Here is a 25,831-nt window from a genome sequence, read left to right as displayed (position 1 = left end):
AGCGGCCGAGCCGAGCAAGGCAGCAGAGCCGGGAGGGTCTGGCGGAGACGGCTCCCCGAGCGTGGATGGGTCTGGCGGGAGCCCGAGCTTGCGAGGGCGGATGGTTGCGAGGGGAGCCGTCTGCGCCAGGCCCTCGCGGCGGGACCAGCCACCGTCACGCGAGATGTGAAGAAGTACCGAGGAGGGGACTCGAACCCCCATGCCCTTTCGGACAGACGGTTTTGAGCCGTCCGCGTATGCCATTCCGCCACCTCGGCCCCACACCCGCGCGTCGGTCAGTGTCCCACACCGGTCACCGAGGGCCCGAGTCCGTAACATCCGCTCGCTAGGGTGTGGCGCGTGACTACGACAGACACTCCAGCGTCGGAGACCTCAGCCATCCGCGTCGTCGTGGCCGAGGACGAGGCCCTCATCCGGCTCGACCTCGTCGAGATGCTGACCGAGGAGGGCTACGACGTCGTCGGCCAGGCCGGCGACGGCGAGGCCGCGGTGGAGCTCACCACGCAGCTGCGTCCGGACCTGGTGGTCATGGACGTCAAGATGCCCAAGCTCGACGGCATCAGCGCCGCGGAGAAGATCGCGACCGACCGGATCGCCCCCGTGGTGATGCTGACGGCGTTCAGCCAGCGCGACCTCGTCGACCGGGCCCGTGCCGCGGGTGCGATGGCGTACGTGGTGAAGCCGTTCGGCAAGGCCGACCTGATCCCGGCGATCGAGATCGCGCGGGCCCGGTTCGCCGAGATCACCGCTGTCGAGGCCGAGGTCACCGACCTCACCGAGCGGCTCGAGTCGCGCAAGGCCGTCGACCGGGCCAAGGGCATGCTCCAGACGGGTCTCGGGCTGACCGAGCCGGAAGCGTTCCGCTGGATCCAGAAGACGGCGATGGACCTGCGCAAGTCGATGCGCGAGGTCGCCGACGGCGTCATCGAGCACGGCGCCGGCGGGGCCAAGAAGAAGTAGGGCTTCTCCGCCGCGAACGCAGGTCAAGGCCTGTCCTTGACCTGACGTCGCGGAATGCCGCTTTACCCGCGGACCGACCTCGACCAGGCTGGTCCCCGTGGGAGACGCGGCGCTGGTGACGGGTGCGGGCAGCGGCATGGGGCTGGCGACCGCCCGACGCTACGTCGACGACGGTTGGACGGTGGTCGGGCTCGACGCCTCTGGCCCCGCGCTCGAGGCCGCAGCCGTCGAGCTGGGGGAGCGCTTCGTCCCGCTGGTCGCCGACGTGACGGACGGGGCCGGCCTCACCGCGGCGGTGAGCGCGGCCGCCGCCGGGCTGACGCTCCGGGCGGTGGTCAACGCCGCCGGCATCTACCCGCCCAGCACCCTGGACGACTACACCGACGCCCTCTTCCACCGCGTCTTCGACGTGAACGTCCTCGGCCTGCTCAACGTCTGCCGCGCCACCGTCCCGCTGCTCCGTGCGGCCGGGGGCGGCGGCATCGTGAACTTCTCGTCGGTCGACGCGATCGCCGTCTCCGAGGGCCAGCTCGTCTACAGCGCGTCCAAGGCGGCCGTCAGCGCGCTGACCCGGTCCCTGGCCGTCGAGCTCGCGCCGGAGATCACCGTGAACGGCGTGGCGCCCGGCTGGGTCGACACCCCCGGCAACGCTGCGACCGGGCGCATGGAGGGCGCGGCGCAGACCATCCCCCTGCGCCGCGTCGCCCAGCCCGCCGAGATCGCCCACTGGGTCGTCCAGCTCGCGGGCGGTGGTGGCTACGTCACCGGCGAGACCCTCGTGATCAGCGGCGGAAGCCTCATCCGCTGAGCCCGGCGCCACCCGATCCCACCGGCACCACCCCACCCGCACGACCCCGGGAGAACCGCATGACCTCCGCGACCTACTGCGTCATCGGCGCCGGCGCCGCCGGCCTCGCCACCCTCCGGACCCTGCTCGCGAGCGGCCGGGAGGTCGACTGCTTCGAGGCGACCGACCGCGTCGGGGGCCACTGGAACACCGACTACGAGGCCCTGCACCTCATCACCTCCCGCGACGTGACGGGTTACGCCGGCTTCCCGATGCCCGCCGACTACCCGCTCTTCCCCTCGCGCGACCAGGTCACGGCCTACCTGACCGCGTACGCCGACGCCCACGGCCTGCACGAGCGGATCACCTTCGGCATCCGGGTCGAGTCGGTCGTCCCCGTGCCGACGAGCGGGTCCACCGGCTCCGCCGGGTGGGTCGTGACGACCTCGGACGGACGCGAGCGGACGTACGACGGGGTGCTCGTGGCCAACGGCCACCTGCACGACCAGCGCGTCCCGGCCGTGCCGGGGGAGTTCACCGGGAAGCAGATCCACTCCGGGTCCTACCGCAGCACCGCCGACGTCGAGGGCACCCGCGTGCTGGTCGTCGGGTCGGGCAACTCCGGCTGCGACCTCGCCGTCGACGCGGCGCAGCACCGCCTGGAGACGTCCATCTGCGTGCGGTCGGGCCACATCTTCCAGCCGAAGACGTTCTTCGGCGTCCCCCGCTCGGAGCTGTCGTTCCTGAAGCAGTTCACGTTCGAGGAGCAGGACCTGCTCACCCGCCTGCTGATCACGGCGAGCAAGGGGACGTACGAGAACTACCCCGGCCTGCCGAAGCCCCCGTTCCGGACGCTCGCCGAGGGGGCGCCGGTGGTCAACGACCTGCTCCTCTACTGGATCCAGCACGGCCGCGTGACCGTGGTGCCCGGGATCGAGCGCTTCGAGGGCCGGACGGTGCACTTCACCGACGGCACCGCGGGGGAGTACGACACGGTCCTCTGGGCGACCGGCTTCCACCCGACGCTGCCGTTCCTCGACGACGACCTCCTGCAGACCGCCGACGGGGTCCCGCTGCGCACCGGCGGGGGCATCGTCCCGGCCGGGCTGGACCGGCTCTACCTGATCGGCCTGGCCGCCCCGCGCGGGCCGCAGATCGCCCTCTACCCGGTCCAGGCGACGCTGGCGCTGGCCATGGCCGAGCTGTGGGAGCAGGGCCTCGACACCTCCCTGGCCGGAGCGCTGGAGGCGGAGCAGCCGTTCGAGCAGCGCGTCGACATGCTCCGCCCGGTCTGGGAGGCGCAGATGGAGGCGACCCGGGACCTCGTCCAGCGACTTGCGGCCCGCCTGCACGCCCGCCTCGACCCCGAGCCCCCGCACCCGCCCCACGCCGAGGTGCCGGAGCAGGGGAGCTACGACGAGGCAGTCGTCTCCTGACCCACGGCTCTCCGACGCGGACGGCGAGACGTGAGGCGCACCCAGGTTGACTCGGGAGGTCGAGCGTCGGAGCCGGCCGCGGCGTCTGGACGACCGAACGAGAACGCCCGCGGCGGTGACCACCTCATCAGGTGACCACCGCCGCGGGCATTCGAGCGACGGAGGAAGACGCCGCGATCAGCCGGCGTGCGCGAGACCGTACGCGATGACTAGTGACCACCCAGGTACGCAGCGGTGACCGACGGGTCGTCGAGGAGCATGGAGGCCTCGCCCTCCGTGTTCAGGCGGCCGGACTCGAGGACGTACGCGTAGTCGGCGATCTCGAGGGCGGCGAGCGCGTTCTGCTCGACGAGCAGCACGGTCACCCCCTGCGAACGGATCTTCTCGATGGTCTCGAAGATGACGTCGACCAGGACCGGCGCGAGCCCCATCGAGGGCTCGTCCAGCAGCAGCAGCCGCGGGTCGCCGAGCAGCGCCCGGGCCACCGCGAGCATCTGCTGCTCGCCGCCGGACATCGTGCCGGCCTTCTGGCTGATCCGCTCCCGCAGCCGCGGGAACAGCTCCAGCACGTTCTCGCGGTCCTCGGCGATCTTGGCCGTGTCCTTGCGGGTGAAGGCGCCGAGGTCGAGGTTCTCCGACACGGTCATCCGCTGGAAGATCTTGCGGCCCTCGGGGGACTGGCTGATCCCGAGCTTGACCACGTCGTGGCCGGGGATGCCGTTGATCTTCTTGCCCTCGTAGACGACGTCGCCGCTCTTGGGTCGCAGCAGGCCCGAGATCGTCCGCAGCGTCGTGGACTTGCCCGCACCGTTCGAGCCGATGAGGGTGACGATCTCCCCGGCGTAGACGGTCATGGACAGGTTCTGCACCGCGGCGATGTTGCCGTAGCTGACGCTGAGGTTGTCCAGCTGGAGGATGACCTCCTTGCCCTGGCCCCGGGCCGCGCCGGCCTGCGGCTGCGGGGAGTCCTGCACCTCGGCGGTCATGCCTGCTCCTGCTCGGTCGTCGTCGGCTGGGCGGACGGCCCGGCGGCCACGGCCCCCGGCTTGGGGAGGCGCTTGCCCTCCCGCGTGCCCGTCTTGCCCAGGTAGGCCTCGATCACCTGCTGGTTGTTGCGGATGTCGTCCGGGGTCCCCTGGGCGATCATGGCGCCGCGGTCGAGCACGGTGATGCGCTCGCTGATCTTCATGATCACGCTCATGTCGTGCTCGATCAGCAGCACCGAGATGCCCTTCTCGTCGCGCACCCGGTAGACGAAGTCGTTGAAGTTCGACGACTCCTGCGGGTTCATGCCGGCCGTGGGCTCGTCGAGCAGGAGGACCCGGGGCTTGAGCGCCATGGCGCGCGCGATCTCGAGGCGGCGCTGGTCGCCGTACGAGAGGTTGCGCGCGAGCTCGCCGACGGTCTTGCCGATGCCGACGTAGTCAAGCAGCTCGCGGGCGGTCTCCCGCGCCTCGCGCTCCTCGCGACGCTGGCCCGGGGTCCGGATGATCGTCGACATGACGCCCGCCTTGAGGTGGGAGTGCATGGCGACCATGACGTTCTCCTCGGCCGTCATCAGGCCGAAGAGGCGGATGTTCTGGAACGTCCGGGCCAGGCCCATCGCCGCGCGCTTGTGCGGCTTGACCGCGGTGATGTCCTTCCCGTCCAGGTAGACCGCGCCCTCGGTCGCCTCGTACAGGCCGGTGAGCACGTTGAAGAACGTCGTCTTCCCCGCGCCGTTCGGCCCGATGAGGCTGACGACCGACTTCGGCGGGATGGAGAACGACACGTTGTCGACCGCGGTCAGACCGCCGAAGCGGATCGTGATGCGGTCGGCGAAGAGGACGTTCGCCTCGACCGGGTCGACCCCGGTGTCGGGCTCGTGCACGGACACGCGACCGTCGACGCCGCTCTCGGCGCTGTCGGGCCGACCGCCGTCGGCGGCCTCCGGGCTGTTCGGCGTGCTGCCGAGCTGGGTGACGTCGCCCAGGGTCTCGCGGAGACCTCCGTCGGAGCTGCTCACGACTCGTCCTCCCGTCGGGGTGAGGGGCTCGGGGCGGAGGCCGCCCCGGCCATGACGTCGGCCGAGTGCGCGATCTTGGCGTCGGCCTTCGCGTCGCTGTGCTCGACCGCGTCGGTCTCGGCCTCTGCCTCGAGGCTGTCCGCCCCGAGGGACTCGGCCTCCGTCCGGGACGGCATCGACATCAGCGCCTTGGTCCGGCTCTCGGGAATGAGGCCCTCCCGGCGGAAGAGCATCATGAGCACGAGCAGCAGGCCGAGGATCACGTAGTTGTAGCGCGGCAGGCTGGCGGCGAGGTCGGTCCCGGCGAAGGAGTCGATCTGCACGCCGATCTGCTTGAGCCCGTTGCTGTTCAGCCAGGACAGCAGGAACGCACCGATCGTGACGCCCCAGACGTTGCCCATGCCGCCGAGGACGACCATCAGCAGGACGAGCACCGACTTGCCGAAGTCGAAGCCGGACGGTGAGACCGCGGTCGTGATCGCCGAGGCGTTCGCGACGCCGCCGATGCCGCCGAAGAAGGCGCCGACCGCGTACGCGAGCAGCTTCACGCGGACGAGCGGGACGCCCATCATGCTGGCCGCCAGCTCGTCCTCGCGCAGCGCGAGCCACGCCCGGCCGAGCCGGCCCTCGCGGATGCGCAGCGAGACGAAGATGCAGATCCCGACGAGCAGGCCGAGGACGAGGATCTTCCACACGTTGCCGGCCGCGGAGTTCGTCAGCAGGGGAGGGGCGATCCCGGCGGCCCCCAGTGGTCCGGTGCCGATCGGGTCGATCGGGCCGATGCCGGGGTCGCCGTTGGCGAGGTTGAAGCCGGCGATGTCACCCGAGTTCCGGAAGAACTGGGTGATCACCTCGCCGAAGCCGAGCGTCACCAGCGCGAGGTAGTCGCCCCGGAGCCGCAGCGTCGGGGCGCCGATGAACAGACCCAGGATCGAGCAGAGGATGCCCGCGGCGATGCACACGAGCCAGAAGTTGATGTGCGTGCCCGGCGTGGTGGCCTTCACCGGCGAGAGCAGGTGGAAGTCCCACGACCAGTTGAAGGGGAACGCCATCAGCCAGCCGGCCGTGTAGCCGCCGAGGGCCCAGAAGGCCACGTAGCCGAGGTCGAGGAGGCCGGCGTAGCCGACCACCACGTTCAGGCCCAGCGCCATGATCGCCCACATCAGGCACTCGTTGATCGTCGCCACCGGGAGCCAGGCGAGGACGGGTGCGGAGACCGGCTTGACCAGGCTCGGGAGGATCTGGAAGTACAGGAAGAACAGGAAGAGGATGACGGCCACGTAGCCGATCGGCCACGCGAACCTCTTGAGGTCGCGCTGAGGCGCGGCCGCATGCGTTGCTGCAGCCATGGTCTACACCTTCTCCGTCGTCGGTCGCCCGAAGATGCCCTCGGGCTTGAAGACCATGAGGATGATCAGGATCGCGAAGACGACGCTCTGCGACCAGTCGGAGCCGAGCCCGTAGGCCCCGCCCTCGTTCATCGCCTGCACGACGCCGATCGCCACCCCGCCGACCACGGCCCCGGTCAGGTTGCCGATGCCGCCGAGCACCGCGGAGGTGAAGGCGATGAGGCCCAGCTGGGTGCCGGTGTCGTAGTAGGTCTGGGTCTGGCAGAGGAAGTAGAGGACGCCCGCCGCACCCGCGAGGGCGCCGCCGAGGCCGAAGACGAACGAGATGGTGCCGTTGACGTTGATGCCCATCAGCCGGGCGCCGTCCTGGTCCTGCGCGACGGCGCGCATCGCCTTGCCCATCTTGGTGCGCGACACGATCCAGGTCATGAGCAGCAGCAGCGGGACCGTCACCGCGACGACCATGAGGAGCTTGTAGATGAAGACGCCCTCGACCTGGGGCCCGCCCCAGGTGATCGGCCAGTTCTTCTGGGCCGAGCCGTTGACGTACTCCTGCTGCGCGATGCCGCGGAAGATGAAGGACAGCCCGACCGCGGTCATCAGCGGCGCCAGCTTGGGCGCCGACCGGAGCTTGCGGTAGGCCAGGAACTCGGCCGACATGTTGATGAAGCCGCCGGCCGCCATGCAGACGACCAGGGCCAGCAGCAGCGGCAGGATCGTGACCACGGTGACCTGGCCGACGCCCAGCAGGCTGACCATGAGGCCGGCCGCGATGATCGTGGTGAGCATGAAGAGGTCGCCGTGGGCGAAGTTGATGAGCTCGACGATGCCGTAGACCATCGTGTAGCCGAGGGCCACGAGCGCGTAGAGCAGGCCGTTCTGCAGGCCGACGAGCAGGGAGCCGATGAAGCGGTCGGGGTTCGCCACGAGGTTGGCGACGAACCAGATGAGGATTCCGGCGAGGACGGCGTAGGCGAGAACGCGCTCGACCAGGGGTCCGAGCCGGACCTTGGCCTTGCGCTGGGTTCCCCCGACGACGAGCGAGGCTGTGGCCATCGCGAGCCAACCTTTCGGACGGGAGGCGCTTCGGTGCGCCGTGAGTGGGTTGGGTCGGACGACCCGCGGGTGGAGCTGGGCGTTGCGGAGAAGAGCCCTGAGGGAGAAAGACCCCGGGCCCGGCTGCAGCAGCCGGGCCCGGGGTTCGTCCTCAGGAGATCGACTGAGACTTCTCGAAGGTCTCCTTGCCGTCCTTGATGATCTCGATCGTCAGGTCCTTCGCACTGGTGTCACCGGTGGTCGGGTCGATCTTGATCTCCTTGCCCAGCACCGACTTGTCGGCCGGGATGGTGATGCCGGCACCGCCGAGCACCTGCTCGGTCACGCTCTTGCGGCTGCCGTCGGACTTGGCGATCGCGTCGAGGATGACCTGGGTGGCGGCCACGCCGTACAGCGGGTAGGAGCCGTCCGGCGCCTTGCCGTACTTGGTCTGGTAGTCGGTGAGGAGCTTGGCGCCCACGCCACCGGCCGCGGCCAGCTGGTCCTGGGTCAGACCGGCGAAGGTCAGGTACATGCCCTTCGACTCGTCGAGCTTGAGCAGGTCCGGGTAGCCGGTGAAGCCGTCGGGGGCGAAGAGCTTGACCGCCCCGTCGTTCGGGCCGAGCACGGCGACCTTGTCCTTGACGAGCTGGCCACCGTTGTTGTCGTAGATGCCGCCGAGGTAGACCATGTCCGCACCCGAGGCCTTGACCGCCTGGTAGAGCGCGGTGTAGTTCGGCTGCTTGGCGTCCCAGTGCGCCGAGCCGACGACCTCGATGCCGTTCTTGACCGCGTTGTCGGAGAACGCCTTCGCCACGCCCAGGCCGTAGGTCTGGTTGTCGTCGAGGACGTACGCCTTCTTGACCTTCAGGTCGGCGGACGCGAAGGCCGCGGCCCCGGCGCCCTGGTAGTCGTCCGTGGTGATGACGCGGGCGAAGTTGCGGGTGCCGCTCGGGTAGTACTTCTCCGGCTCGCCGACGTCCCAGGTCTTGGTCAGACCCGGGTTGGTGTTCGCGTGGCTGACCATCAGCATCGGGCCGGTGCTGTCCTGGTTCAGGGTCGGCACCTCGATCTTGGCGCAGCCCGAGTTGTACGTGCCCATGATCGCGACCTCGTTGGTGTTGGCCACGTGGTCGGTCGCGTTCTTGGCGCACGCCGCGTCGTCCCAGGCGCCCTTGGCGGCGGTCGAGTCGTCGTACGTCTTGAGCGTGATGTTGTAGTTGCCGGCCTTGCCGCCCACCGAGTCCAGGTAGAGCTGGATCAGGTTGTTGGTCGACTCGGACGTGGACGCGCTGGCGCCCTGGAGCGGCAGGTCGGTGGAGATGACCAGGTCGGTCGGGGCGCTGTCCCCGGTACCGGTGCCGGTGTCGGCCCCGTTGGCGCACGCCGTCAGGGACAGTGCGGCGATCGCGCCCAGTGCGACGATGCGCGTCAGTGATCGTGCTGGCAAGGGATTTCCTCCTCGTACATGTCGGCCGGCGCACCGTGCGCCGACCGGGTCCTGCTCGTCGTACGGCCACCCGCCCGGTGGTGGAGCCGGACCGTAGGAGGTCCGGCCAGGGGGAAACCAGGCGCGTCGTGACACCGACCGAGGCCGTGCCAGACGTGGTGCGCTGCCGCAGCCTTACGCAGGGTTATATCCGACGTGTTACCGAAAATGACCACGCCGTTACCGGTCGTTATGACCTTGGGACCGGCGAGGGTCATTGTTATGGGTCGGCAGACAAAATTTCCTGCGTGAGGTGCGGGCAGTGGCGCAACATCCTTGCGCGCCGACCGGGACCTGTCTAGAGGACGGCCTCTCGGGTCCGCGGGTCCGTGCAGGCCCGGCGGAAGGCCTCGATCCGGGCCCGGATCTCCCGGCCGAGCAGGCGCTGCCCGATCGGCTCGGCCACGAACCGCAGCAGGCGCGGCCGGATGCTGTACGTGTACTTCCACGTCGCGGTGGTGCCGGGCGTGCCGTCGTGGACGGCCGGGTCGAAGCGCCAGCCGCCCCCGAACGTGGCGAAGAACCACGGCCCGCGCTCCATCGTCATGCCGACCGAGGTGGGCGGGCGGTAGGAGACGTAGCGGCTCACCATGGCGAAGCCGCGGACCGGCCCGACCCGGGCGCGGGTGAAGGTGCGGACGTCCTTGCCGGGGCGGTCGGCACCGATCAGGTGCTGCGCGCGGATGAAGGGGTCCCACGCCAGCCGGGTCTCACCGGTGGTCTGGCTGACCGCGAAGGCGACCTCGGGCGGGACCGGGACCCACACCTGGGCGACGACCTGGGGCACGCCCGCAGGCTAGGCGGGATCGGGGTCGTCGTGGCCCGGTCGGAGCACGTGGCAGGTGACGCGGGCCGTGGCCACGCGGACGCCCGACTCGTGCGAGATCACGACCTCGTACGACGTCACACGGCGCCCGAGGTGGAGGGCCGTCGCCACGCCGGTCACGCGGCCGGCGCGGGCCGGGCGGTGGTGGGTGACGTTCAGGTCGACGCCGACGGCCATGCCGCCGGGCTGGGCGTGCGCGTACGAGGCGATCGACGCGAGCGTCTCGGCCAGGACCCCGGAGGCACCCCCGTGCCACAGCCCGTACGGCTGGGTGTTGCCCTCGACCGGCATCGACCCGACCGTGCGCTGAGCGGTCAGCTCGGTCACCTGGAGCCCCATCTTGTCGTCCAGGGCGCTGGACGTCGTGGACCACCAGTCGGGGAGTGCAGCCTCGTCGATCACGCCCGCAAGCCTCGCACCTGCGAGCGCAGGGTCCTGTCAGTGGCCACGGATAGAGTTCCCACGTGCCGACCGCGACGAAGACGAAGCCGGGCGCGAAGGGTGCCGCCGCGGCACCGGCGCGGCCCAAGCTGCTCCTGCTGGACGGCCACTCGGTCGCCTACCGCGCGTTCTTCGCGCTGCCCGTGGAGAACTTCTCGACCGCGACGGGCCAGCACACCAACGGGGTCTTCGGCTTCACGTCGATGCTGATCAACGTCCTGCGCGACGAGGCGCCGACGCACGTCGGCGTGGCCTTCGACGTCAGCCGCAAGACGTTCCGCAACGAGCTCTACAGCGAGTACAAGGCCACGCGGTCGGAGAGCCCGAGCGAGTTCAAGGGCCAGGTCGACCTGGTCAAGGAGGTCCTCAAGGCCCTCAACATCGTCTACGTCGAGGCGCCGGGCTTCGAGGCCGACGACGTGATCGGCACGCTCACCACGCAGGCGCAGGACGCCGGCTGGGACGTGCTGATCTGCTCCGGCGACCGCGACGCGTTCCAGCTCGTGACCGACCGGGTCACCGTGCTCTACCCGCGCAAGGGGGTCTCGGACCTGGCCCGGATGACGCCCGAGGCCGTGCTCGAGCGCTACTTCGCCACCCCCGAGCGCTACCCCGACCTCGCCGCGCTGGTGGGGGAGACGAGCGACAACCTGCCCGGCATCCCGGGCGTCGGACCCAAGACCGCGGCCAAGTGGCTCGAGCAGTACGGCGACCTGGAGACCCTCGTCGAGCACGCCGGCGAGCTGAAGGGCAAGGCCGCGCTGGCCTTCCAGGAGCGCACCGAGTCGGTGCTGCTCAACCGGCAGGTCAACGCCCTCGTCCGCAACCTCGAGCTCCCGGTCACCATCGAGCAGCTCGAGCGGCAGCCGTGGAACCGCGAGGCGACCCACCAGCTGTTCGACGGGCTGGAGTTCCGAGTGCTGCGCGACCGGCTGCTGGAGGCGCTGCCCAACTCCGACGAGATGGTGGCCGAGGGCGGCTTCGAGATGGTCGGCGAGCGGCTCGAGGCGGGTGCGCTCGGCGCATGGCTGGCCGAGCACACCGTCACCGGGCGCACGGGCGTCGACGTGATCGGGCACTGGGCCTCGGGCACCGGTGACGTGCGGGCGGTCTCGCTCGCCGCGTCGGACGGTGCGGCCGCGTACGTGGACGTCACCGAGCTGCTGCCCGACGACGAGCAGGTCCTCGCCCGGTGGTTGGAGGACGCCGACCGGCCCAAGGCCATGCACGACGCGAAGGGTCCGCTGCTGGCGCTCTGGGCGCGCGGGTGGGAGATCGCGGGCCTGACCTCGGACACCCAGCTCGCGGCGTACCTGGTCCGACCCGACCAGCGCACCTTCGACCTGGCCGACCTGACCGTGCGCTACCTGAAGCGCGAGCTCAAGGTCGAGGGCGAGGAGGAGGTCACCGACCCCGACCAGGACGCGCTGGACTTCGGGGACGACGACTCGGGGGCCAAGGTCTCGGCGGACGCCTCGATGGTCCGCGCCCACGCCGTCATCGACCTCGCCGAGGCGCTCGACGCCCAGATCGCCGAGCGCAACGGCACGTCGCTGCTCAACGGCGTCGAGCTGCCGCTGCTGCGCACCCTGGCGCGGATGGAGCGCACGGGCGTCGCAGTCGACGCCGACCACCTCCACACGCTCGAGTCGGAGTTCGACGCGACCGTCAGCAATGCGGCCGCACAGGCGTACGAGGTGCTCGGCAAGCAGATCAACCTCGGCTCGCCCAAGCAGCTCCAGGTCGTCCTGTTCGACGAGCTCGGCATGCCGAAGACCCGCAAGACCAAGTCCGGCTACACCACCGACGCCGAGGCGCTCCAGGCGCTGTACGAGAAGACCGAGCACCCGTTCCTGGCCCACCTGCTCGTGCACCGCGACGCGATCCGGCTGCGCCAGACCGTCGACGGCCTGCTCAAGTCGGTCGCCGACGACGGGCGGATCCACACCACGTACGTGCAGACGATCGCCGCCACCGGGCGGCTGTCCAGCACCGACCCCAACCTGCAGAACATCCCGATCCGCACCGAGGAGGGGCGCCGGATCCGCGAGGCGTTCGTCGTCGGGCCGGGCTACGAGTCGCTCATGTCGGCCGACTACAGCCAGATCGAGATGCGCATCATGGCGCACGCCAGCGACGACGAGGCCCTCATCGAGGCCTTCAAGTCGGGCATGGACTTCCACACCGTCACGGCCTCCCGGGTCTTCGGCGTCGAGCCGGACGCGGTGACCGGGGCCGAGCGGGCGCGGATCAAGGCGATGAACTACGGCCTCGCGTACGGGCTGAGCGCCTTCGGCCTGAGCCAGCAGCTCCACATCGAGACGTCCGAGGCCAAGGCGCTGATGGACGAGTACTTCGAGCGGTTCGGCGACGTGCGGACCTACCTGCACTCGCTGGTCGCCGACGCGCGACGCACCGAGTACACGGAGACGATCCTGGGCCGGCGCCGCTACCTGCCCGACCTGCTGAGCGACAACCGCCAGCGGCGCGACATGGCCGAGCGGATGGCGCTCAACGCCCCCATCCAGGGGTCGGCCGCCGACATCATCAAGGTGGCGATGCTCGACGTCGAGCAGGCGCTGGACAGTGCGGGGATGCGCAGCCGGATGCTGCTCCAGGTGCACGACGAGCTCGTGTTCGAGGTCGGCCCGGGGGAGCGCGAGGCGCTCGAGGAGCTGGTCCGCGCCCGGATGGGGCACGCGGTGGAGCTGAGCGTTCCGCTGGACGTCTCGGTGGGTGTCGGCCGCAGCTGGCACGACGCCGCGCACTGAGTCTTCTGTCGCTCTGGCGGCGTTCGCCTGACGTCGTGACCTGAGACCGCTCACGTGAAGCGGCAGCCCTGGCGGTGGCCAGGTCTGGCGTGCTTCACGATCACGGTCCCAGGTCACGACGGCGAACGCTGATCGCCATAGCTCCGGGGCCTGAGCGCCTGTTCCGCGCTGCCGCCGGTCGCCACCCGCGGCACACCGTTCTTTACGAGGCGCCTTTGTCCTTTGTCCACTGCCCGCCACGCCGAACACGATCAGCGGTCGATCCGGGACCTCACGAGCAGGTCGGCCCTCGCCGCGGACTCCGGGTCGGCGCCGACGGCGTCGAGGAAGTCGACGCGGCCAAGGGCATAGAGGACGGCGTCGGTCACCGCCACCACGGTCGCCGTACGGGGCACGTCGCGGAGCAGGGCGATCTCGCCGAAGCAGTCCCCGGCCTTCATCACGCTCAGCTGCTCGTCCCCCCGGACGGCGTCGACGCGACCCGACCCGACGACGTAGAACTCCTCGCCGACGTCGCCGGCCTCGATCACCCGGGTGCCGGAGGCGACCCCGAGGCGCCGCAGCCGGGTGGCGACCAGCTCCTGGGCTGCGGGCGTCAGGTTCGCGAACAGCGGCTGGGCCTGGACGAGGCCGAGGAGTGCCGGCGGCCGGAGCGTGCGATCCAGCCGGTGCAGGCCGGGACGGCACACCAGGGTCACGGCCGCGACCGGCACGCCGAGCGCGACCAGCCCCCCGCCGGCGCCCAGCGTGGCGATCAGCAGCGGAGCGAGCAGCGCTCCCAGGGCGATGCCCGCGCACGTCGCGCTCTCGACCGCCCCGAGCACCCGGCCGAGCACCGGCCGGGGCGCGAGCCGCTGGAGCAGCGTCCTCAGGTGACGTCGACCAGGGGATTACCCAGGCCGAGGACGAAGAAGGCGGCGAACGCGACCACGGCGGCCGGGGCCAGGCCGACCACCAGGAGCGGCAGCGTCGACAGCAGCAGCCCCGTCCCGAAGTCGGTGGCCCGGGTGCTGCGGTGCGCGCGCCCGAGCGCGACCAGGCCGCCCACGACAGCGCCCACCCCCAGCGCGGCGCTGAGATAGCCGACGCCCGGCTCCCCGAGGTGGACCAGCTGCACCGCCACGACGACGACGTAGACCGCGCCGGCGCCGGCGACGACGGTCTCGAGGCACGCCAGACCGGTGACCAGGCGCAGGCGCCGGTCCGACCAGACGATGCGGAAACCCTCCATCGCGTCGACCGCGAGTCCGGGCGCAGGGCTGCCGGGGTCCGGGCACGGGTCGGCGCCGCGGCTCCTCAGCCCGAGGACGAGCACGGCGGACCACACGAAGGAGAGGACGTCGAGCGCGAAGACCACCGGGATGCTGGTGACCGCGAGCAGCAGCCCGCCCAGCGCCGGTCCGACGACGACGGCCACGCTCTCGACCGTGGACCCGACGGCGTTGGCGGCGGTCAGCTCGCGGGGGGACGTCACCAGGGACGGGGTCATCGCGGCGGACACCGGCCGGTACGGGGCCCCGACGACCCCGGTCACCCCCGCGACCACCAGGACCAGGAGCGGCGGCCCGCCAGAGAGGACCAGCAGTGCCGCCCCTGCGACCAGACCGGCACGGACCGCGTCGAGGCCCACCAGGACCGCCTTGGGCGGGAGACGGTCGACCGCCGCGACGCCGAACGGCACCGTCGCGGCCTTCAGTGCCAGCTTGATCGCCACGAACGCGCCGAGAGCGCCGGCTCCACCCCACTGGAAGGTGTAGACCGCCAGGGCGGTGGCGTACGCGCCGTCGCCGACCGTCGACCCGAGGAGCGACAGGTTGATCCGCCTGAGGTCCCGGTTGTCCCAGACCAGCCGGGCCGTCGTGCGCGGGTCGGCGAGCACGCCGCGCACAAGGGTCACCTGCCGAGATGCTGCCACGTCGGACGGCGCGTGGGAGTGGAGCCAGGTCCACTCCTGCACGCCGACGAGGTCGTCGGTCAGGCCGCGGGGAGGGGGGCGCAGCCGCCGAGGACGGTGCTGGTGAGGAACGCCGGGCCGAGCGCGGCCCAGGCTCCGCCGTAGTAGGTGGGGGTCTGCTGCTGCAGGGTCACGGCCTGCGCCATCCGGTCCCGTGCCCCCGCGACGTCGCCGGCCGCGGCCAGCGCGGCGGCCTCACCCTCGAGGCCGACCACCGACCGGTCCGACGTGAGCGGCCGGCCACCCAGGTCGCGTTCCGCGGCCGAGCCGGGGCTCTGCTCCAGCGCGGGGACCAGCCGGGCGGCCAGGGACCGGTCCTCCGGCGTGCAGGACTCGGCGTACCGCAGCGGGAAGCGGGTCGCGTCGTAGCCGTAGCGGACGCCCTGCCCGCCGTGGCCGGCCGCTCCCGGCATCGGGTCGACGTGACCGTCGGCGTGGACCTGGGCCCAGTCCGGCGGCAGGTCGACCTGCTCCAGCAGCCGGGCGTTCACGGCCCGGCTCCCGGCCGCCAGCTCGGCCCACCGGGAGTCGCCCGACGCGTCGCCGAGCACGGCGTACGCCGCGGGCGAGGCGTAGCTCGGGTTGAAGGCCCACGGCTCGCCGGTGGCCCAGCTGCCGGCGGTCAGCACGCGCCCCGCCGAGGTCGGGACGGTCTCCACGTCGAGGACCGCCTGGCCGAGCTTCAGCCCATCAGCGAGCAGGTCCAGGTCGCCGAAGGTCCGCCCCGCCAGGACGAGCGCCCGTGCGGCGTCGAGGTCGGCGTCCGCGGCCGACGACGCGTCGACCACGCTGCCGTCGGCCCACTGCCAGCTCAGCGTGCCGTCGGGGCGGAGGAGGTGCTCCCGCGTCCAGCCCCACACCTTCCGGAACGTGTCCCCGTCCCCGGAACCGACGGCGACGAGCATCGCGTACGCCTGCCCCTCGCTGACCGTGTCGCCCGCCTGGTCACGTCGGACGACGCGGCCGTCGGGGTCGACGTAGGTGCTCAGGAACGCGGCCGACGGGTCCGTGAGCCCCGGGCCGGGTGCCGCAGAACCGGGCGCGCCCGCACCGCACCCCGTCAGCCCGGTCGCCGCCAGCAGCAGGAGCACCAGCCCGACGAGCGCCGTGACCCCCGGAGGCCGGCGCGGACGGGTCCTGCCAGGGGTCTCCACACCCCGTCCATCGCGCGCGGGTGCTCCAGCGTTACCGACCGATCCGTCACGCCCGTGGGCCGGGAGCGCGAGGCGCGCCGACGGGGGGCGTCTCACGACCTCCACGGGATTGACCCCCTCGCGGGGCCCAGGTAGCCTCGGGTGTCGCTGTGGCCTGCGTTACCTCGGACGTAGCAGGTCACGCTCGTACGGAATCAGATGGTGGTCGTCCGGCGTTGTTCATCACAGCGCTGAGCAGCTTCGTTCTGCAGTACGGAGCGGGCCGCAGTGCACCACACACCACTCATCCACCATCCGGAGCACCTACTACATGACGTCCTCTCTCGAGGCTCCTCCCCAGGTCGCGATCAACGACTTCGAGTCGGACGAGGCCTTCCTCGCCGCCATCGACGCGACCATCAAGTACTTCAACGACGGTGACATCGTCAGCGGCATCGTCGTCAAGGTCGACCGGGACGAGGTCCTGCTCGACATCGGTTACAAGACCGAAGGGGTCATCCCCTCCAAAGAGCTCTCCATCAAGCACGACGTGGACCCGTTCGACGTGGTCTCCGTCGGCGACGAGGTCGAGGCCCTCGTCCAGCAGAAGGAGGACAAGGAGGGTCGTCTGATCCTGTCCAAGAAGCGGGCTCAGTACGAGCGCGCCTGGGGCACGATCGAGAAGATCAAGGAAGAGGACGGCGTCGTCACCGGCTCCGTCATCGAGGTCGTCAAGGGTGGCCTCATCATCGACATCGGCCTGCGCGGCTTCCTGCCCGCGTCCTTGGTCGAGATGCGCCGCGTCCGCGACCTGCAGCCGTACGTCGGCATGGAGCTCGAGGCCAAGATCATCGAGCTGGACAAGAACCGCAACAACGTGGTCCTGTCCCGCCGCGCGTGGCTCGAGCAGACGCAGTCCGAGGTGCGCCAGAACTTCCTCACGCAGCTGCAGAAGGGCCAGATCCGCAAGGGTGTCGTGTCCTCGATCGTCAACTTCGGTGCCTTCGTGGACCTCGGTGGCGTCGACGGCCTCGTGCACGTGTCGGAGCTGTCCTGGAAGCACATCGACCACCCGTCCGAGGTCGTCGAGGTCGGCCAGGAGGTCACCGTCGAGGTCCTCGACGTCGACATGGACCGCGAGCGCGTCTCCCTGTCGCTGAAGGCGACCAAGGAAGACCCGTGGCAGGCGTTCGCCCGCACCCACCAGATCGGTCAGATCGTGCCGGGCAAGGTCACCAAGCTGGTGCCCTTCGGTGCGTTCGTCCGGGTGGAGGAGGGCATCGAGGGCCTGGTCCACGTGTCCGAGCTCGCCGAGCGTCACGTCGAGATCCCCGAGCAGGTCGTGCAGGTCAACGACAGCGTGCTCGTCAAGATCATCGACATCGACCTCGAGCGTCGTCGCATCTCGCTGTCGCTCAAGCAGGCCAACGAGGGCGTCGACATCAACTCCGAGGAGTTCGACCCGACGCTCTACGGCATGACGGCGTCGTACGACGCCGAGGGCAACTACCTGTACCCGGAGGGCTTCGACTCCGAGACGGGCGAGTGGCTCGAGGGCTACGACGAGCAGCGCGCGGCCTGGGAGGCCCAGTACGCCGAGGCTCACGCCCGCTTCGAGGCGCACAAGAAGCAGGTCGTGGAGGCCGAGGAGGGCGCCAGCGCCGCTGCGGCCCCGTCGACCTACTCGTCCTCGACGAGCACCTCGGCCGCGACCAGCGAGGAGGACGGCACCGCCGCTCCTTCCGCGCCGGCCGCACCGGAGGGTTCGCTGGCTTCGGACGAGGCGCTCCAGGCGCTCCGCGAGAAGCTGACCGGGAACGCCTGACCCACCCGGTAGGACACGTCAGCAGGCCCCGCTCCGACTCGTCGGAGCGGGGCCTGCTGCGTTCTCGGGCGACAGCGCCACGTCCTTGACCATTAAATTGGGTTCCGGAGCAATCCGGTCGCAAGAGCCGTCACGAACCGTGGGGGAACGCCCAGGATCCGGGCCGCTCGTGGGCAGGTCGGATCACGGCGATCAGCGAGACGTGCCGGCGAGCCGCGCCGCGGTGTTCCCCCAGCCGGGCGGCGCGGCCGGACGCGGGCCCTCCCACCCCCGGGGGAGGGCCCGGCCCGTCTCCCTACGCTGAGGCTCATGACGGCGGCCCGCGCGCGACGCATCGGACTCACCGGCGGGATCGCGTCCGGCAAGAGCACCGTGGCGACCCTCCTCGAGGAACGGGGCGCGCTGGTCGTCGACGCCGACGTGCTGGCCCGCGAGGTCGTGGAGCCCGGGACGCCGGGGCTCGCGGCCGTCGTCGACCGGTTCGGGCCCACCGTCCTCACCCCTGACGGCCGGCTGGACCGCGCCGCACTCGGGCGGCTCGTGTTCTCCGGCGACGCGGCGGGGTCGGCCCGTCGCGACCTCGAGGCCGTGGTCCACCCCGCCGTCCGGGCCCGCGCGGCCGAGCTCGAAGCCGGCGCGCAGCCCGGCCAGGCCGTCGTCCACGTCATCCCGTTGCTGGTCGAGACGGGTCAGGCCGACGCCTTCGACCTGGTGGTGGTCGTCGACGTGCCGGAGGACGTGCAGCGGGCACGGCTGCTGGCCCGCGGCGGTCTCGCCGAGGCGGAGGCCGACGCGCGGATCGCCGCGCAGGCCACCCGGGCCGCACGCCTGGCGGCGGCGGACGTGGTGCTGGACAACGCCGGCGACCGCGACGACCTCGTCCGACACGTCGAGGAGCTCTGGGCCCGAATAGGCCCGCGCTGACTCCCCGGGCTGCGATACTCCGTGCCGAGCCGGTCGGGATCTGTGCCCGGCGTCACGCCGACGACCCGGGTCCGGGTCAGGCCGAGGAGGACCCCTGATGGAATGCCCCCGCTGCCACGCGCAGATCCCGGGCACCGCCCACTTCTGCCCGGAGTGCGGCTCCGACCGCCGGACCGGTGACACGGCCCGCCGACGGTCGTTCGCCGCGAAGCCCGACGAGCCGGTGGCCTCGTTCGCGCTCGTCTCGTCGATCATGCCGCGCGGCTCGGGGCAGCGACCGCAGACGTACCGGATCGCGCTGACGTTCGCCCTCGTCGTCGCGCTCGTGGCGGCGATCTTCGGGGCGATGCCGATCGCCGTGCTCGTCGCGGCCTTCGCCGTCCCGATCGTCTACATCGTCTACATGTACGACGTGAACCTCTGGGAGGACGAACCGCTCCCGGTCACCGGCCTCGCCTTCGGCCTCACCGGGGCGCTGGCCCTGGTCTGGACGATCCTGTGGACCTGGCTGCGCGGGCCGGTCCCGTTCGCCACGCCGTCCTTCGACGGCACCGGCAACGGCGCCCCCACGCTGGGGACGTTCCTGCTGGTCGCCGTGCTGGTGCCCGTGGTCGGCGAGGCGATCCGCCAGGTCGGTCCCGTCCTCCTGGCCAGCCGCCCGCAGTTCGACGACCTCATGGACGGTCTGACCTTCGGGGTCATCAGCGGCGTCGCGTACGCCACCTTCGACACCCTCGTGCGGCACTGGGCGCTGCTGACCGGTGGCCTGCAGGACGCCGACCCAGGTCTGTGGGTCTCGCTGATCTTCCTCGAGGGCTTCGTCAAGCCGCTCCTGATGGGGACCGCGACCGGGCTCGCCTGCGCCGAGTTCTCCGGCCTGGGCCGCGGCTACGACGGCCTCACGCCGCGCTACCTCCGAGCGGTCGTGCTCGCGGTCGTCGCGAACATCGCCTACCAGGCGGGCACGTACCTCTTCTCCTTCGTCGGCAGCGCCACCCTCGGGGTGCTGCTGAGCATCCTGTGGGGTCTGTTCATCCTGGCCATCCTGATCCTGCGGCTGCGGGTCGTCCTCCACACGGGCCTGATGGAGGCCGCCCTCGAGCACCACGCCCGGGGGGCCGGCGTCGGACCCGACGGCGAGCTCGTCCACTGCGCGCAGTGCGAGATGCCGCTGCAGCCCGGGGCCGCGTTCTGCGCCGCCTGCGGCACGGCCCTCGCGGCCACCACGAACGCCCCCCGGCCGAAGGTCGCGGCCACCGCCGCGACGTCCGGCCCGACCCCCGGCCCGACGCCGGGCGAGGAGACCGTGGCCCTGCCGCGAACCAGCCACGACGGGGAGGAGCAGGCATGAGCGAGTCCCAGGGACCGCGCCCCGACCAGGGGCAGCCGTCGTACCAGCCCGGCTACCCGCAGCAGCCGGGCTACCCCCAGCAGCCGGGCCAGCAGGGCTACCCGGCGCAGGGGTATCCGCAGCCGGGCTACCCGCAGCAGGGGTACGCCCAGCCGGGGTACCCGCAGCAGGGGGGACAGCCGTACGGGGGTCAGCCCGGGCAGGGCGGCTACCCGCCCCAGGGGCCGGGTGGTCAGCCCGGCTACCGGCCGTCGGGCCCGACGGGCGGCCCGACCAAGAAGAGCCCGCTGCTGATCATCGGGATCGTGGTCGCGGCCATCGTCGCGCTCGTGGCCATCGGCGGCATCGCCATCGGCCTCAGCTCGGGCGACAAGGACGTGCCGGACACGACCATCACGCCCGGTCCGCAGACCCCGCCGCCGGACGAGCCGTCCGCCGACCCGACCCCCTCGTCCTCGCCGAGCAGCGAGCCGTCGGGCGGGTCGACGCCGGGCGGCGGCGGCAACGGCGCAGCCATCGACCTCGGCAACGACGTCACCCTCGTGCCGGCCGACGGCTGGGACGTGCGCAAGCAGACGGCGTCGCTGGCCCAGCTGACCGACGGCAAGAACGTCTTCATCGGCCAGACCGCCAAGCTCGACACGGGCACCAACCCGAGCCAGGTCTGCACGGCCTGGCACAAGCAGCTCGCGGGGAGCGAGGGCGGCGGCAAGTTCTCCGAGCCCAAGAAGGCGGACGTCGGGTCGGAGAAGCTGACGGCGGCCACCTGCTCGGCCCAGATCACCGCCAGCAGCGGCCAGGGGTCGAGCTCGCTCCTGCTCGTCACGGTCGTCTCGGTGCGCAGCTCCGACGGCGTCACGGTCCTCGGCACGGTCGCCTTCACCGCCTCGGCGGACCAGGACCAGCTGGCCAAGGACTTCGGCGCCATGTCGGCGAGCATGCTGCAGTCGCAGGCGGCCGGCTGACCCCCTCCGAGCGTCGGCAAGGGCGGAGCCGGGCCCTGCCTGGACGACCGAGCGAGCAAGGCCCCGACCGGCCGAAGGGGCGGAGGCACGGACCAGGGCCTTGCGAGCGCGGGAGGAAGGCAGGGTCTTGAGGCGGAGCCCGGGCGCGAGGAGGAGAAAACTGTCGGAGGGCGTGCGTACGCTCGACGTATGCGTCCGATCACCGACCTCCAGCGCACGGTAGCGCCGTTCAAGATGGAGGCGGGCTTCCAGCCCTCGGGCGACCAGCCGACCGCCATCGAGGACCTCGAGCGACGGATCCGGGCCGGTGAGCAGGACGTGGTGCTGCTCGGCGCGACCGGCACCGGCAAGACGGCGACGGTGGGCTGGCTGACCGAGCGCGTGCAGCGTCCCGTGCTCGTCATGCAGCCCAACAAGACGCTCGCCGCGCAGTTCGCCAACGAGCTGCGCCAGTTCTTCCCGCACAACGCCGTCGAGTACTTCGTCTCGTACTACGACTACTACCAGCCCGAGGCGTACATCCCCCAGAGCGACACCTACATCGAGAAGGACTCCTCGCTCAACGAAGAGGTCGAGCGGCTGCGGCACTCGGCGACCAACTCGCTGCTCACGCGGCGCGACGTCATCGTCGTCGCGACGGTGTCGGCGATCTACGGCCTGGGCACCCCGCAGGAGTACGTCGACCGGATGGTCCGCCTGAAGGTCGGGGAGGACGTCGACCGCGACGCCCTGCTGCGCCGTCTCGTGAGCATCCAGTACGCGCGCAACGACCTCGCGGGCACGCGCGGCACGTTCCGGGTGCGCGGCGACACCCTCGAGGTGTTCCCGATGTACGAGGAGCTGGCGGTCCGGGTCGAGTTCTTCGGCGACGAGATCGAGCGGCTCTCGACGCTGCACCCCGTGACGGGCGAGGTGGTGACCGAGGACCAGGAGATCTACGTCTTCCCGGCCAGCCACTACATCGCCGGTCCGGAGCGGATGGAGCGGTCCATCCGGGACATCGAGACCGAGCTGGGGGAACGGCTCGGCCAGCTGGACGCCCAGCACAAGCTGCTCGAGTCCCAGCGCCTGCGGATGCGCACCAGCTACGACATCGAGATGATGCGTCAGATCGGCAGCTGCTCGGGCATCGAGAACTACTCCCGCCACATGGACGGCCGCGGGCCGGGCACGCCGCCCAACACGCTGCTCGACTACTTCCCCGAGGACTTCCTCCTCGTCGTCGACGAGTCCCACGTGACCATCCCGCAGATCGGGGGGATGTACGAGGGAGACATGTCCCGCAAGCGGACCCTGGTGGACCACGGCTTCCGGCTGCCGAGCGCGATGGACAACCGGCCGCTGCGCTTCGAGGAGTTCGCCGAGCGGATCGGGCAGACCGTCTACCTGTCCGCGACGCCGGGGGACTACGAGCTGGCCAAGGGCGACGGCTACGTCGAGCAGATCATCCGCCCGACCGGGCTGGTCGACCCGCAGGTGGTGGTCAAGCCGACGTCGGGCCAGATCGACGACCTGATCGCCGAGATCCGGATCCGGGCCGAGCGGGGCGAGCGCGTCCTGGTGACGACCCTGACGAAGAAGATGTCCGAGGACCTGACGGACTACCTGCTGGAGAACAAGGTGCGGACGCGCTACCTGCACTCCGAGGTCGACACGCTCCAGCGCATCGCCCTGCTGCGCGAGCTGCGGATGGGGGAGTACGACGTCCTGGTCGGCATCAACCTGCTGCGCGAGGGCCTCGACCTGCCGGAGGTGTCGCTGGTCTCGATCCTCGACGCGGACAAGGAGGGGTTCCTCCGGAGCGCGAAGAGCCTGATCCAGACCATCGGCCGCGCCGCGCGCAACGTGTCGGGCGAGGTGCACATGTACGCCGACTCGATCACCGACTCGATGGCCGCCGCGATCGACGAGACCAACCGCCGCCGCGACATCCAGGTCGCGTACAACCTCGAGCACGGCATCGACCCGCAGCCGCTGCAGAAGAAGATCGCCGACATCACCGAGATGCTCGCCCGTGAGGACGCGGACACCGACTCGCTGCTCTCCGGGTCCGGCGCCGGCCGGCAGCGGGGCAAGGGCAAGTCGCCGGTGCCGAGCCTGGGGATGGAGTCCGCGGCGCAGGCGCGCAAGCTCGCCGGGCTGCCGGCGGGCGAGCTGGCCGACCTCGTGCAGCAGCTCACCGAGCAGATGCACGTGGCCGCGGCCGACCTGCAGTTCGAGGCCGCCGCCCGGATCCGCGACGAGGTGTCCGAGCTCAAGAAGGAGCTCCGGCAGATGGTGGAGGCCAACCGGTAGGCAGGCGCGCGGTTCGCCGGGCGCTGCTCCTGCTGCCATACTGGGCGGCTGGAGGGGAGTACTCCCCAAGCGTGGGCATCGTCAGCACGGAACGTCGGACCTCGGGTCCGCCGGACCCGGTGTCCTCGGTCAGCCTCAGGCTGGCGGAAGAGACCTCCGAGACTGCTGCGTTCGCACCAACCCCCGTCTCGGAAGGTTCACCCCTGCATGGACGTCCACGGTTACGCCTGGGCCGCCACGATCGCGATCATGGTCGCGATCCTCGGCTTCGACATCTTCGTCATCGGACGGCGGCCCCACGAGCCGTCGATGAAAGAGGCCGGCACCGCGATCGGCGTCTTCGTCGCTCTGGCCGTCGTCTTCGGCCTCGGGGTCTGGGGCGTGTCCGGCCCGCGCTACGCGGGTGAGTTCTTCGCCGGCTGGCTGACCGAGTACAGCCTGTCGATCGACAACCTCTTCATCTTCATCATCATCATGACCAAGCTGAAGGTCCCCCGGGAGCTGCAGCAGTTCGCGCTCCTCGTCGGCATCGTGCTGGCCCTCGTGTTCCGCGGCATCTTCATCGCCGTCGGCGCCGCGGCCATCGACCGCTTCAGCTGGGTCTTCTTCCTCTTCGGCGCCTTCCTGCTCTACACCGCGATCCGCCTGGTCCTCGACTACCGCAACCACGACGACGACGAGGAGGCCCCGGACAACCCGCTCATCCGCTTCGTCCGGCGCCGCTTCCCCTCGACCGACGACTTCGACGGCCCGCACCTCACGGTCAAGCGCGACGGCAAGCGCCTGATCACCCCGATGCTCATCGTCATCGTCGCGCTGGGCAGCACCGACCTGCTCTTCGCGCTCGACTCGATCCCCGCGATCTACGGCCTCACGCAGGAGCCGTACCTGGTCTTCACGGCGAACGTCTTCGCCCTGATGGGTCTGCGTCAGCTGTACTTCCTGCTGGGCGGCCTGCTGCGCAAGCTGGTCTACCTGTCGATCGGGCTCTCGGTCATCCTGGCCTTCATCGGCTTCAAGCTGATCTTCCACGCGATGCACGAGTACCACCTCGACGAGCGGCTCGGCATCCCCTTCAGCCTCGAGATCCCCATCTGGCTGTCGCTCGTGGTCATCATCGGCACGCTGACCGTCACCGCGGTCGCCAGCCTGGTGAAGTCCCGCTGGGACGACGACCACGCGGAGCCGACCGCTCCCGCTCGCTGAGATCCGGCCGGTCCGGAGACCGTGGGGCTGGACCCCGCACGGACCCGGAAAACAGAGGAAGTCCGTACCTACCTGCTCGGGGGTTCAGGTAAGGACGGACTTCCCGTGTGACGGACGAGGATGATGCTCGGGGGTTCATCACCCTCGTCCGACACCAATTACTTTAGGGCACGACCTGAACCAGCTGCTCAGGTTCGGGCGTCAGCAAGCGGACATGACCGCTATCTGACACGCCCTGCGGGAACGCCGTTCAGACCGGCAGGGCCCGGGTCGCGTCACCCAGCACCTCGGCCTCGCCCGAGGTCCGGGTGGAGAGGTCGTTCGCGATGACGGCGAGCGAGGCGGACACCATGTCCAGCTCGGCCGGGTCGATGCGGTCGAGGGTCGCGGCCAGCCAGCGGTGGCTCTCGGTCGTGATGGCCTCGCCCCGCTCGGTGACCTGGACGATCGTGCGGCGCCGGTCGCGCGGGTGCCGGACGCGTTCGGCCACGCCCTGCCGTTCGAGCCGGTCGACGAGCGCCGTGAGCGCGCTGCTCGTGAGCCCCAGGTTGCGGGCCATCTCGGACTGGCCGCTGCTGCCGTGCACGGCGAGGAACGACAGCGCCTGGCTCTCCGTCGTCCCGAGGCCGATCGCCTCGGCCACCACCTGGCGGTAGTGCTCGCCGGCCAGGATCAGCCTGCGCAGGTTAAGGACGGCCTCGTCCATGCTCGAGGTGGTGTCGATGTGCTTCTCCTGCCACAGGGAGTCCGCGACGGACTCTGTCGGATCGCGAGGTCTTCGACTGCTCGAGCTCCGACACCCGGGGGCGTCAGCACCGCTTCGCACAGCCGAAGCAGCGCAGTTCCTCCGATCTACCACCTGCTTCGTAGACGATCGTAGCGCCGAAGCCGCTCGTCCATCGAGCTTCTCGAGGCTCTGCTCGGCGCGCGTCGGCCGGGTCGTGCACAACGCAGAGGAAGTCCGTGGCTACCTGCTCGGGGGGTCAGGTAAGCACGGACTTCCCATGCGTCGGACGGGGACGATGCTCGGGGGTTCATAGCCCCCGTCCGACAACAACGACGTTAAACCACGATCCGGA

21 protein-coding genes and 1 tRNA gene are annotated in these 25,831 nt (G+C 70.8%); 10 read left to right on the top strand and 12 right to left on the bottom strand.

The features are described 5' to 3' along the window. Nucleotides 1–174: 174 nt before the first annotated feature. Nucleotides 175–257 (bottom strand) — tRNA-Leu (locus FHX39_RS15825). An 82-nt stretch (nucleotides 258–339) separates the two neighbouring features. On the opposite strand from FHX39_RS15825, the gene FHX39_RS15820 reads away from it, so the two are divergent. The 3 genes from FHX39_RS15820 (at nucleotide 340) to FHX39_RS15810 (ending at nucleotide 3,183) form a co-directional block, all read left to right on the top strand. Further along, nucleotides 340–960: an ANTAR domain-containing response regulator gene (locus FHX39_RS15820; RefSeq protein ID WP_332836868.1), complete on the top strand. Its 621-nt coding sequence runs from the start codon at nucleotides 340–342 to the stop codon at nucleotides 958–960. Nucleotides 961–1,057: 97 nt separating this feature from the next. Beyond that, the gene (locus tag FHX39_RS15815; protein ID WP_332836867.1) at nucleotides 1,058–1,768 is read left to right on the top strand and encodes an SDR family NAD(P)-dependent oxidoreductase; all 711 of its coding nucleotides are present in this window, start codon (nucleotides 1,058–1,060) and stop codon (nucleotides 1,766–1,768) included. Nucleotides 1,769–1,827: 59 nt separating this feature from the next. Next, nucleotides 1,828–3,183, top strand: a complete 1,356-nt coding sequence (locus FHX39_RS15810) for a flavin-containing monooxygenase (protein WP_183339986.1) — start codon at nucleotides 1,828–1,830, stop codon at nucleotides 3,181–3,183. Between the two features lie 209 nt (nucleotides 3,184–3,392). Here the strand turns inward: FHX39_RS15810 and FHX39_RS15805 are convergent, their stop codons facing one another. From FHX39_RS15805 to FHX39_RS15775, 7 genes are all read right to left on the bottom strand, one after another. After that, nucleotides 3,393–4,169, bottom strand: coding sequence for an ABC transporter ATP-binding protein (locus tag FHX39_RS15805; RefSeq protein ID WP_183339985.1), 777 nt, complete (start codon nucleotides 4,167–4,169; stop codon nucleotides 3,393–3,395). Further along, nucleotides 4,166–5,188, bottom strand: coding sequence for an ABC transporter ATP-binding protein (locus FHX39_RS15800; protein WP_332836866.1), 1,023 nt, complete (start codon nucleotides 5,186–5,188; stop codon nucleotides 4,166–4,168). The genes FHX39_RS15805 and FHX39_RS15800 overlap by 4 nt, the downstream gene beginning before the upstream one ends. Further along, entirely contained in the window at nucleotides 5,185–6,537 is a 1,353-nt protein-coding gene (locus tag FHX39_RS15795; protein WP_183339983.1) for a branched-chain amino acid ABC transporter permease, read from the bottom strand. The genes FHX39_RS15800 and FHX39_RS15795 overlap by 4 nt, the downstream gene beginning before the upstream one ends. Nucleotides 6,538–6,540: 3 nt before the next feature. After that, nucleotides 6,541–7,593: a branched-chain amino acid ABC transporter permease gene (locus FHX39_RS15790; RefSeq protein ID WP_183339981.1), complete on the bottom strand. Its 1,053-nt coding sequence runs from the start codon at nucleotides 7,591–7,593 to the stop codon at nucleotides 6,541–6,543. Nucleotides 7,594–7,744: 151 nt separating this feature from the next. Beyond that, nucleotides 7,745–9,022, bottom strand: a complete 1,278-nt coding sequence (locus FHX39_RS15785) for a branched-chain amino acid ABC transporter substrate-binding protein (protein WP_183339978.1) — start codon at nucleotides 9,020–9,022, stop codon at nucleotides 7,745–7,747. A 337-nt stretch (nucleotides 9,023–9,359) separates the two neighbouring features. Continuing rightward, a complete protein-coding gene (locus FHX39_RS15780; protein WP_183339976.1) occupies nucleotides 9,360–9,848 on the bottom strand; it encodes an SRPBCC family protein in 489 nt (162 codons plus the stop codon). A gap of 9 nt (nucleotides 9,849–9,857) precedes the next feature. After that, complete coding sequence (locus FHX39_RS15775) at nucleotides 9,858–10,289, bottom strand: PaaI family thioesterase (protein ID WP_332836865.1); 432 nt, start codon at nucleotides 10,287–10,289, stop codon at nucleotides 9,858–9,860. A gap of 62 nt (nucleotides 10,290–10,351) precedes the next feature. Here FHX39_RS15775 and polA point away from each other — a divergent pair, with 62 nt between their 5' ends. Next, on the top strand, nucleotides 10,352–13,099 hold the full coding sequence (gene polA, locus FHX39_RS15770; protein ID WP_183339974.1) for a DNA polymerase I: 2,748 nt from the start codon (nucleotides 10,352–10,354) through the stop codon (nucleotides 13,097–13,099). A gap of 251 nt (nucleotides 13,100–13,350) precedes the next feature. Here polA and FHX39_RS22245 read toward each other — a convergent pair whose 3' ends face one another. The 3 genes from FHX39_RS22245 to FHX39_RS15755 form a co-directional block, all read right to left on the bottom strand. Then, a complete protein-coding gene (locus FHX39_RS22245; protein ID WP_332836864.1) occupies nucleotides 13,351–13,923 on the bottom strand; it encodes a cyclic nucleotide-binding domain-containing protein in 573 nt (190 codons plus the stop codon). A 44-nt stretch (nucleotides 13,924–13,967) separates the two neighbouring features. Next, nucleotides 13,968–14,996: an MFS transporter gene (locus FHX39_RS15760; protein WP_183339970.1), complete on the bottom strand. Its 1,029-nt coding sequence runs from the start codon at nucleotides 14,994–14,996 to the stop codon at nucleotides 13,968–13,970. Between the two features lie 77 nt (nucleotides 14,997–15,073). Further along, nucleotides 15,074–16,144: a glycosyl hydrolase family 8 gene (locus tag FHX39_RS15755; protein WP_183339968.1), complete on the bottom strand. Its 1,071-nt coding sequence runs from the start codon at nucleotides 16,142–16,144 to the stop codon at nucleotides 15,074–15,076. A gap of 373 nt (nucleotides 16,145–16,517) precedes the next feature. On the opposite strand from FHX39_RS15755, the gene rpsA reads away from it, so the two are divergent. The 6 genes from rpsA (at nucleotide 16,518) to FHX39_RS15725 (ending at nucleotide 24,752) form a co-directional block, all read left to right on the top strand. Beyond that, nucleotides 16,518–18,011 (top strand): 30S ribosomal protein S1, encoded by a 1,494-nt coding sequence (rpsA, locus tag FHX39_RS15750; RefSeq protein WP_183339966.1) that lies wholly within the window; start codon nucleotides 16,518–16,520, stop codon nucleotides 18,009–18,011. Nucleotides 18,012–18,320: 309 nt separating this feature from the next. Beyond that, nucleotides 18,321–18,935 (top strand): dephospho-CoA kinase, encoded by a 615-nt coding sequence (gene coaE, locus FHX39_RS15745; RefSeq protein ID WP_183339964.1) that lies wholly within the window; start codon nucleotides 18,321–18,323, stop codon nucleotides 18,933–18,935. 97 nt (nucleotides 18,936–19,032) lie between these two features. Then, nucleotides 19,033–20,286 carry a zinc-ribbon domain-containing protein gene (locus FHX39_RS15740; protein ID WP_183339962.1) on the top strand — a complete coding sequence of 418 codons (1,254 nt, stop codon included), beginning with the start codon at nucleotides 19,033–19,035 and terminating at the stop codon, nucleotides 20,284–20,286. Beyond that, nucleotides 20,283–21,251 carry a hypothetical protein gene (locus tag FHX39_RS15735; protein ID WP_183339960.1) on the top strand — a complete coding sequence of 323 codons (969 nt, stop codon included), beginning with the start codon at nucleotides 20,283–20,285 and terminating at the stop codon, nucleotides 21,249–21,251. The genes FHX39_RS15740 and FHX39_RS15735 overlap by 4 nt, the downstream gene beginning before the upstream one ends. A 189-nt stretch (nucleotides 21,252–21,440) precedes the next feature. After that, nucleotides 21,441–23,546 carry an excinuclease ABC subunit UvrB gene (gene uvrB, locus FHX39_RS15730; protein ID WP_183339958.1) on the top strand — a complete coding sequence of 702 codons (2,106 nt, stop codon included), beginning with the start codon at nucleotides 21,441–21,443 and terminating at the stop codon, nucleotides 23,544–23,546. A 207-nt stretch (nucleotides 23,547–23,753) separates the two neighbouring features. Beyond that, entirely contained in the window at nucleotides 23,754–24,752 is a 999-nt protein-coding gene (locus FHX39_RS15725) for a TerC family protein (RefSeq protein WP_183339956.1), read from the top strand. A gap of 250 nt (nucleotides 24,753–25,002) precedes the next feature. Here the strand turns inward: FHX39_RS15725 and FHX39_RS15720 are convergent, their stop codons facing one another. Then, nucleotides 25,003–25,458 carry a MarR family winged helix-turn-helix transcriptional regulator gene (locus FHX39_RS15720; protein WP_183339954.1) on the bottom strand — a complete coding sequence of 152 codons (456 nt, stop codon included), beginning with the start codon at nucleotides 25,456–25,458 and terminating at the stop codon, nucleotides 25,003–25,005. Nucleotides 25,459–25,831: the final 373 nt, after the last annotated feature.

It is taken from the genome of Microlunatus antarcticus, assembly GCF_014193425.1.
Taxonomy (GTDB): domain Bacteria; phylum Actinomycetota; class Actinomycetes; order Propionibacteriales; family Propionibacteriaceae; genus Microlunatus; species Microlunatus antarcticus.
This window is presented reverse-complemented; position numbering and strand designations above follow the sequence as displayed.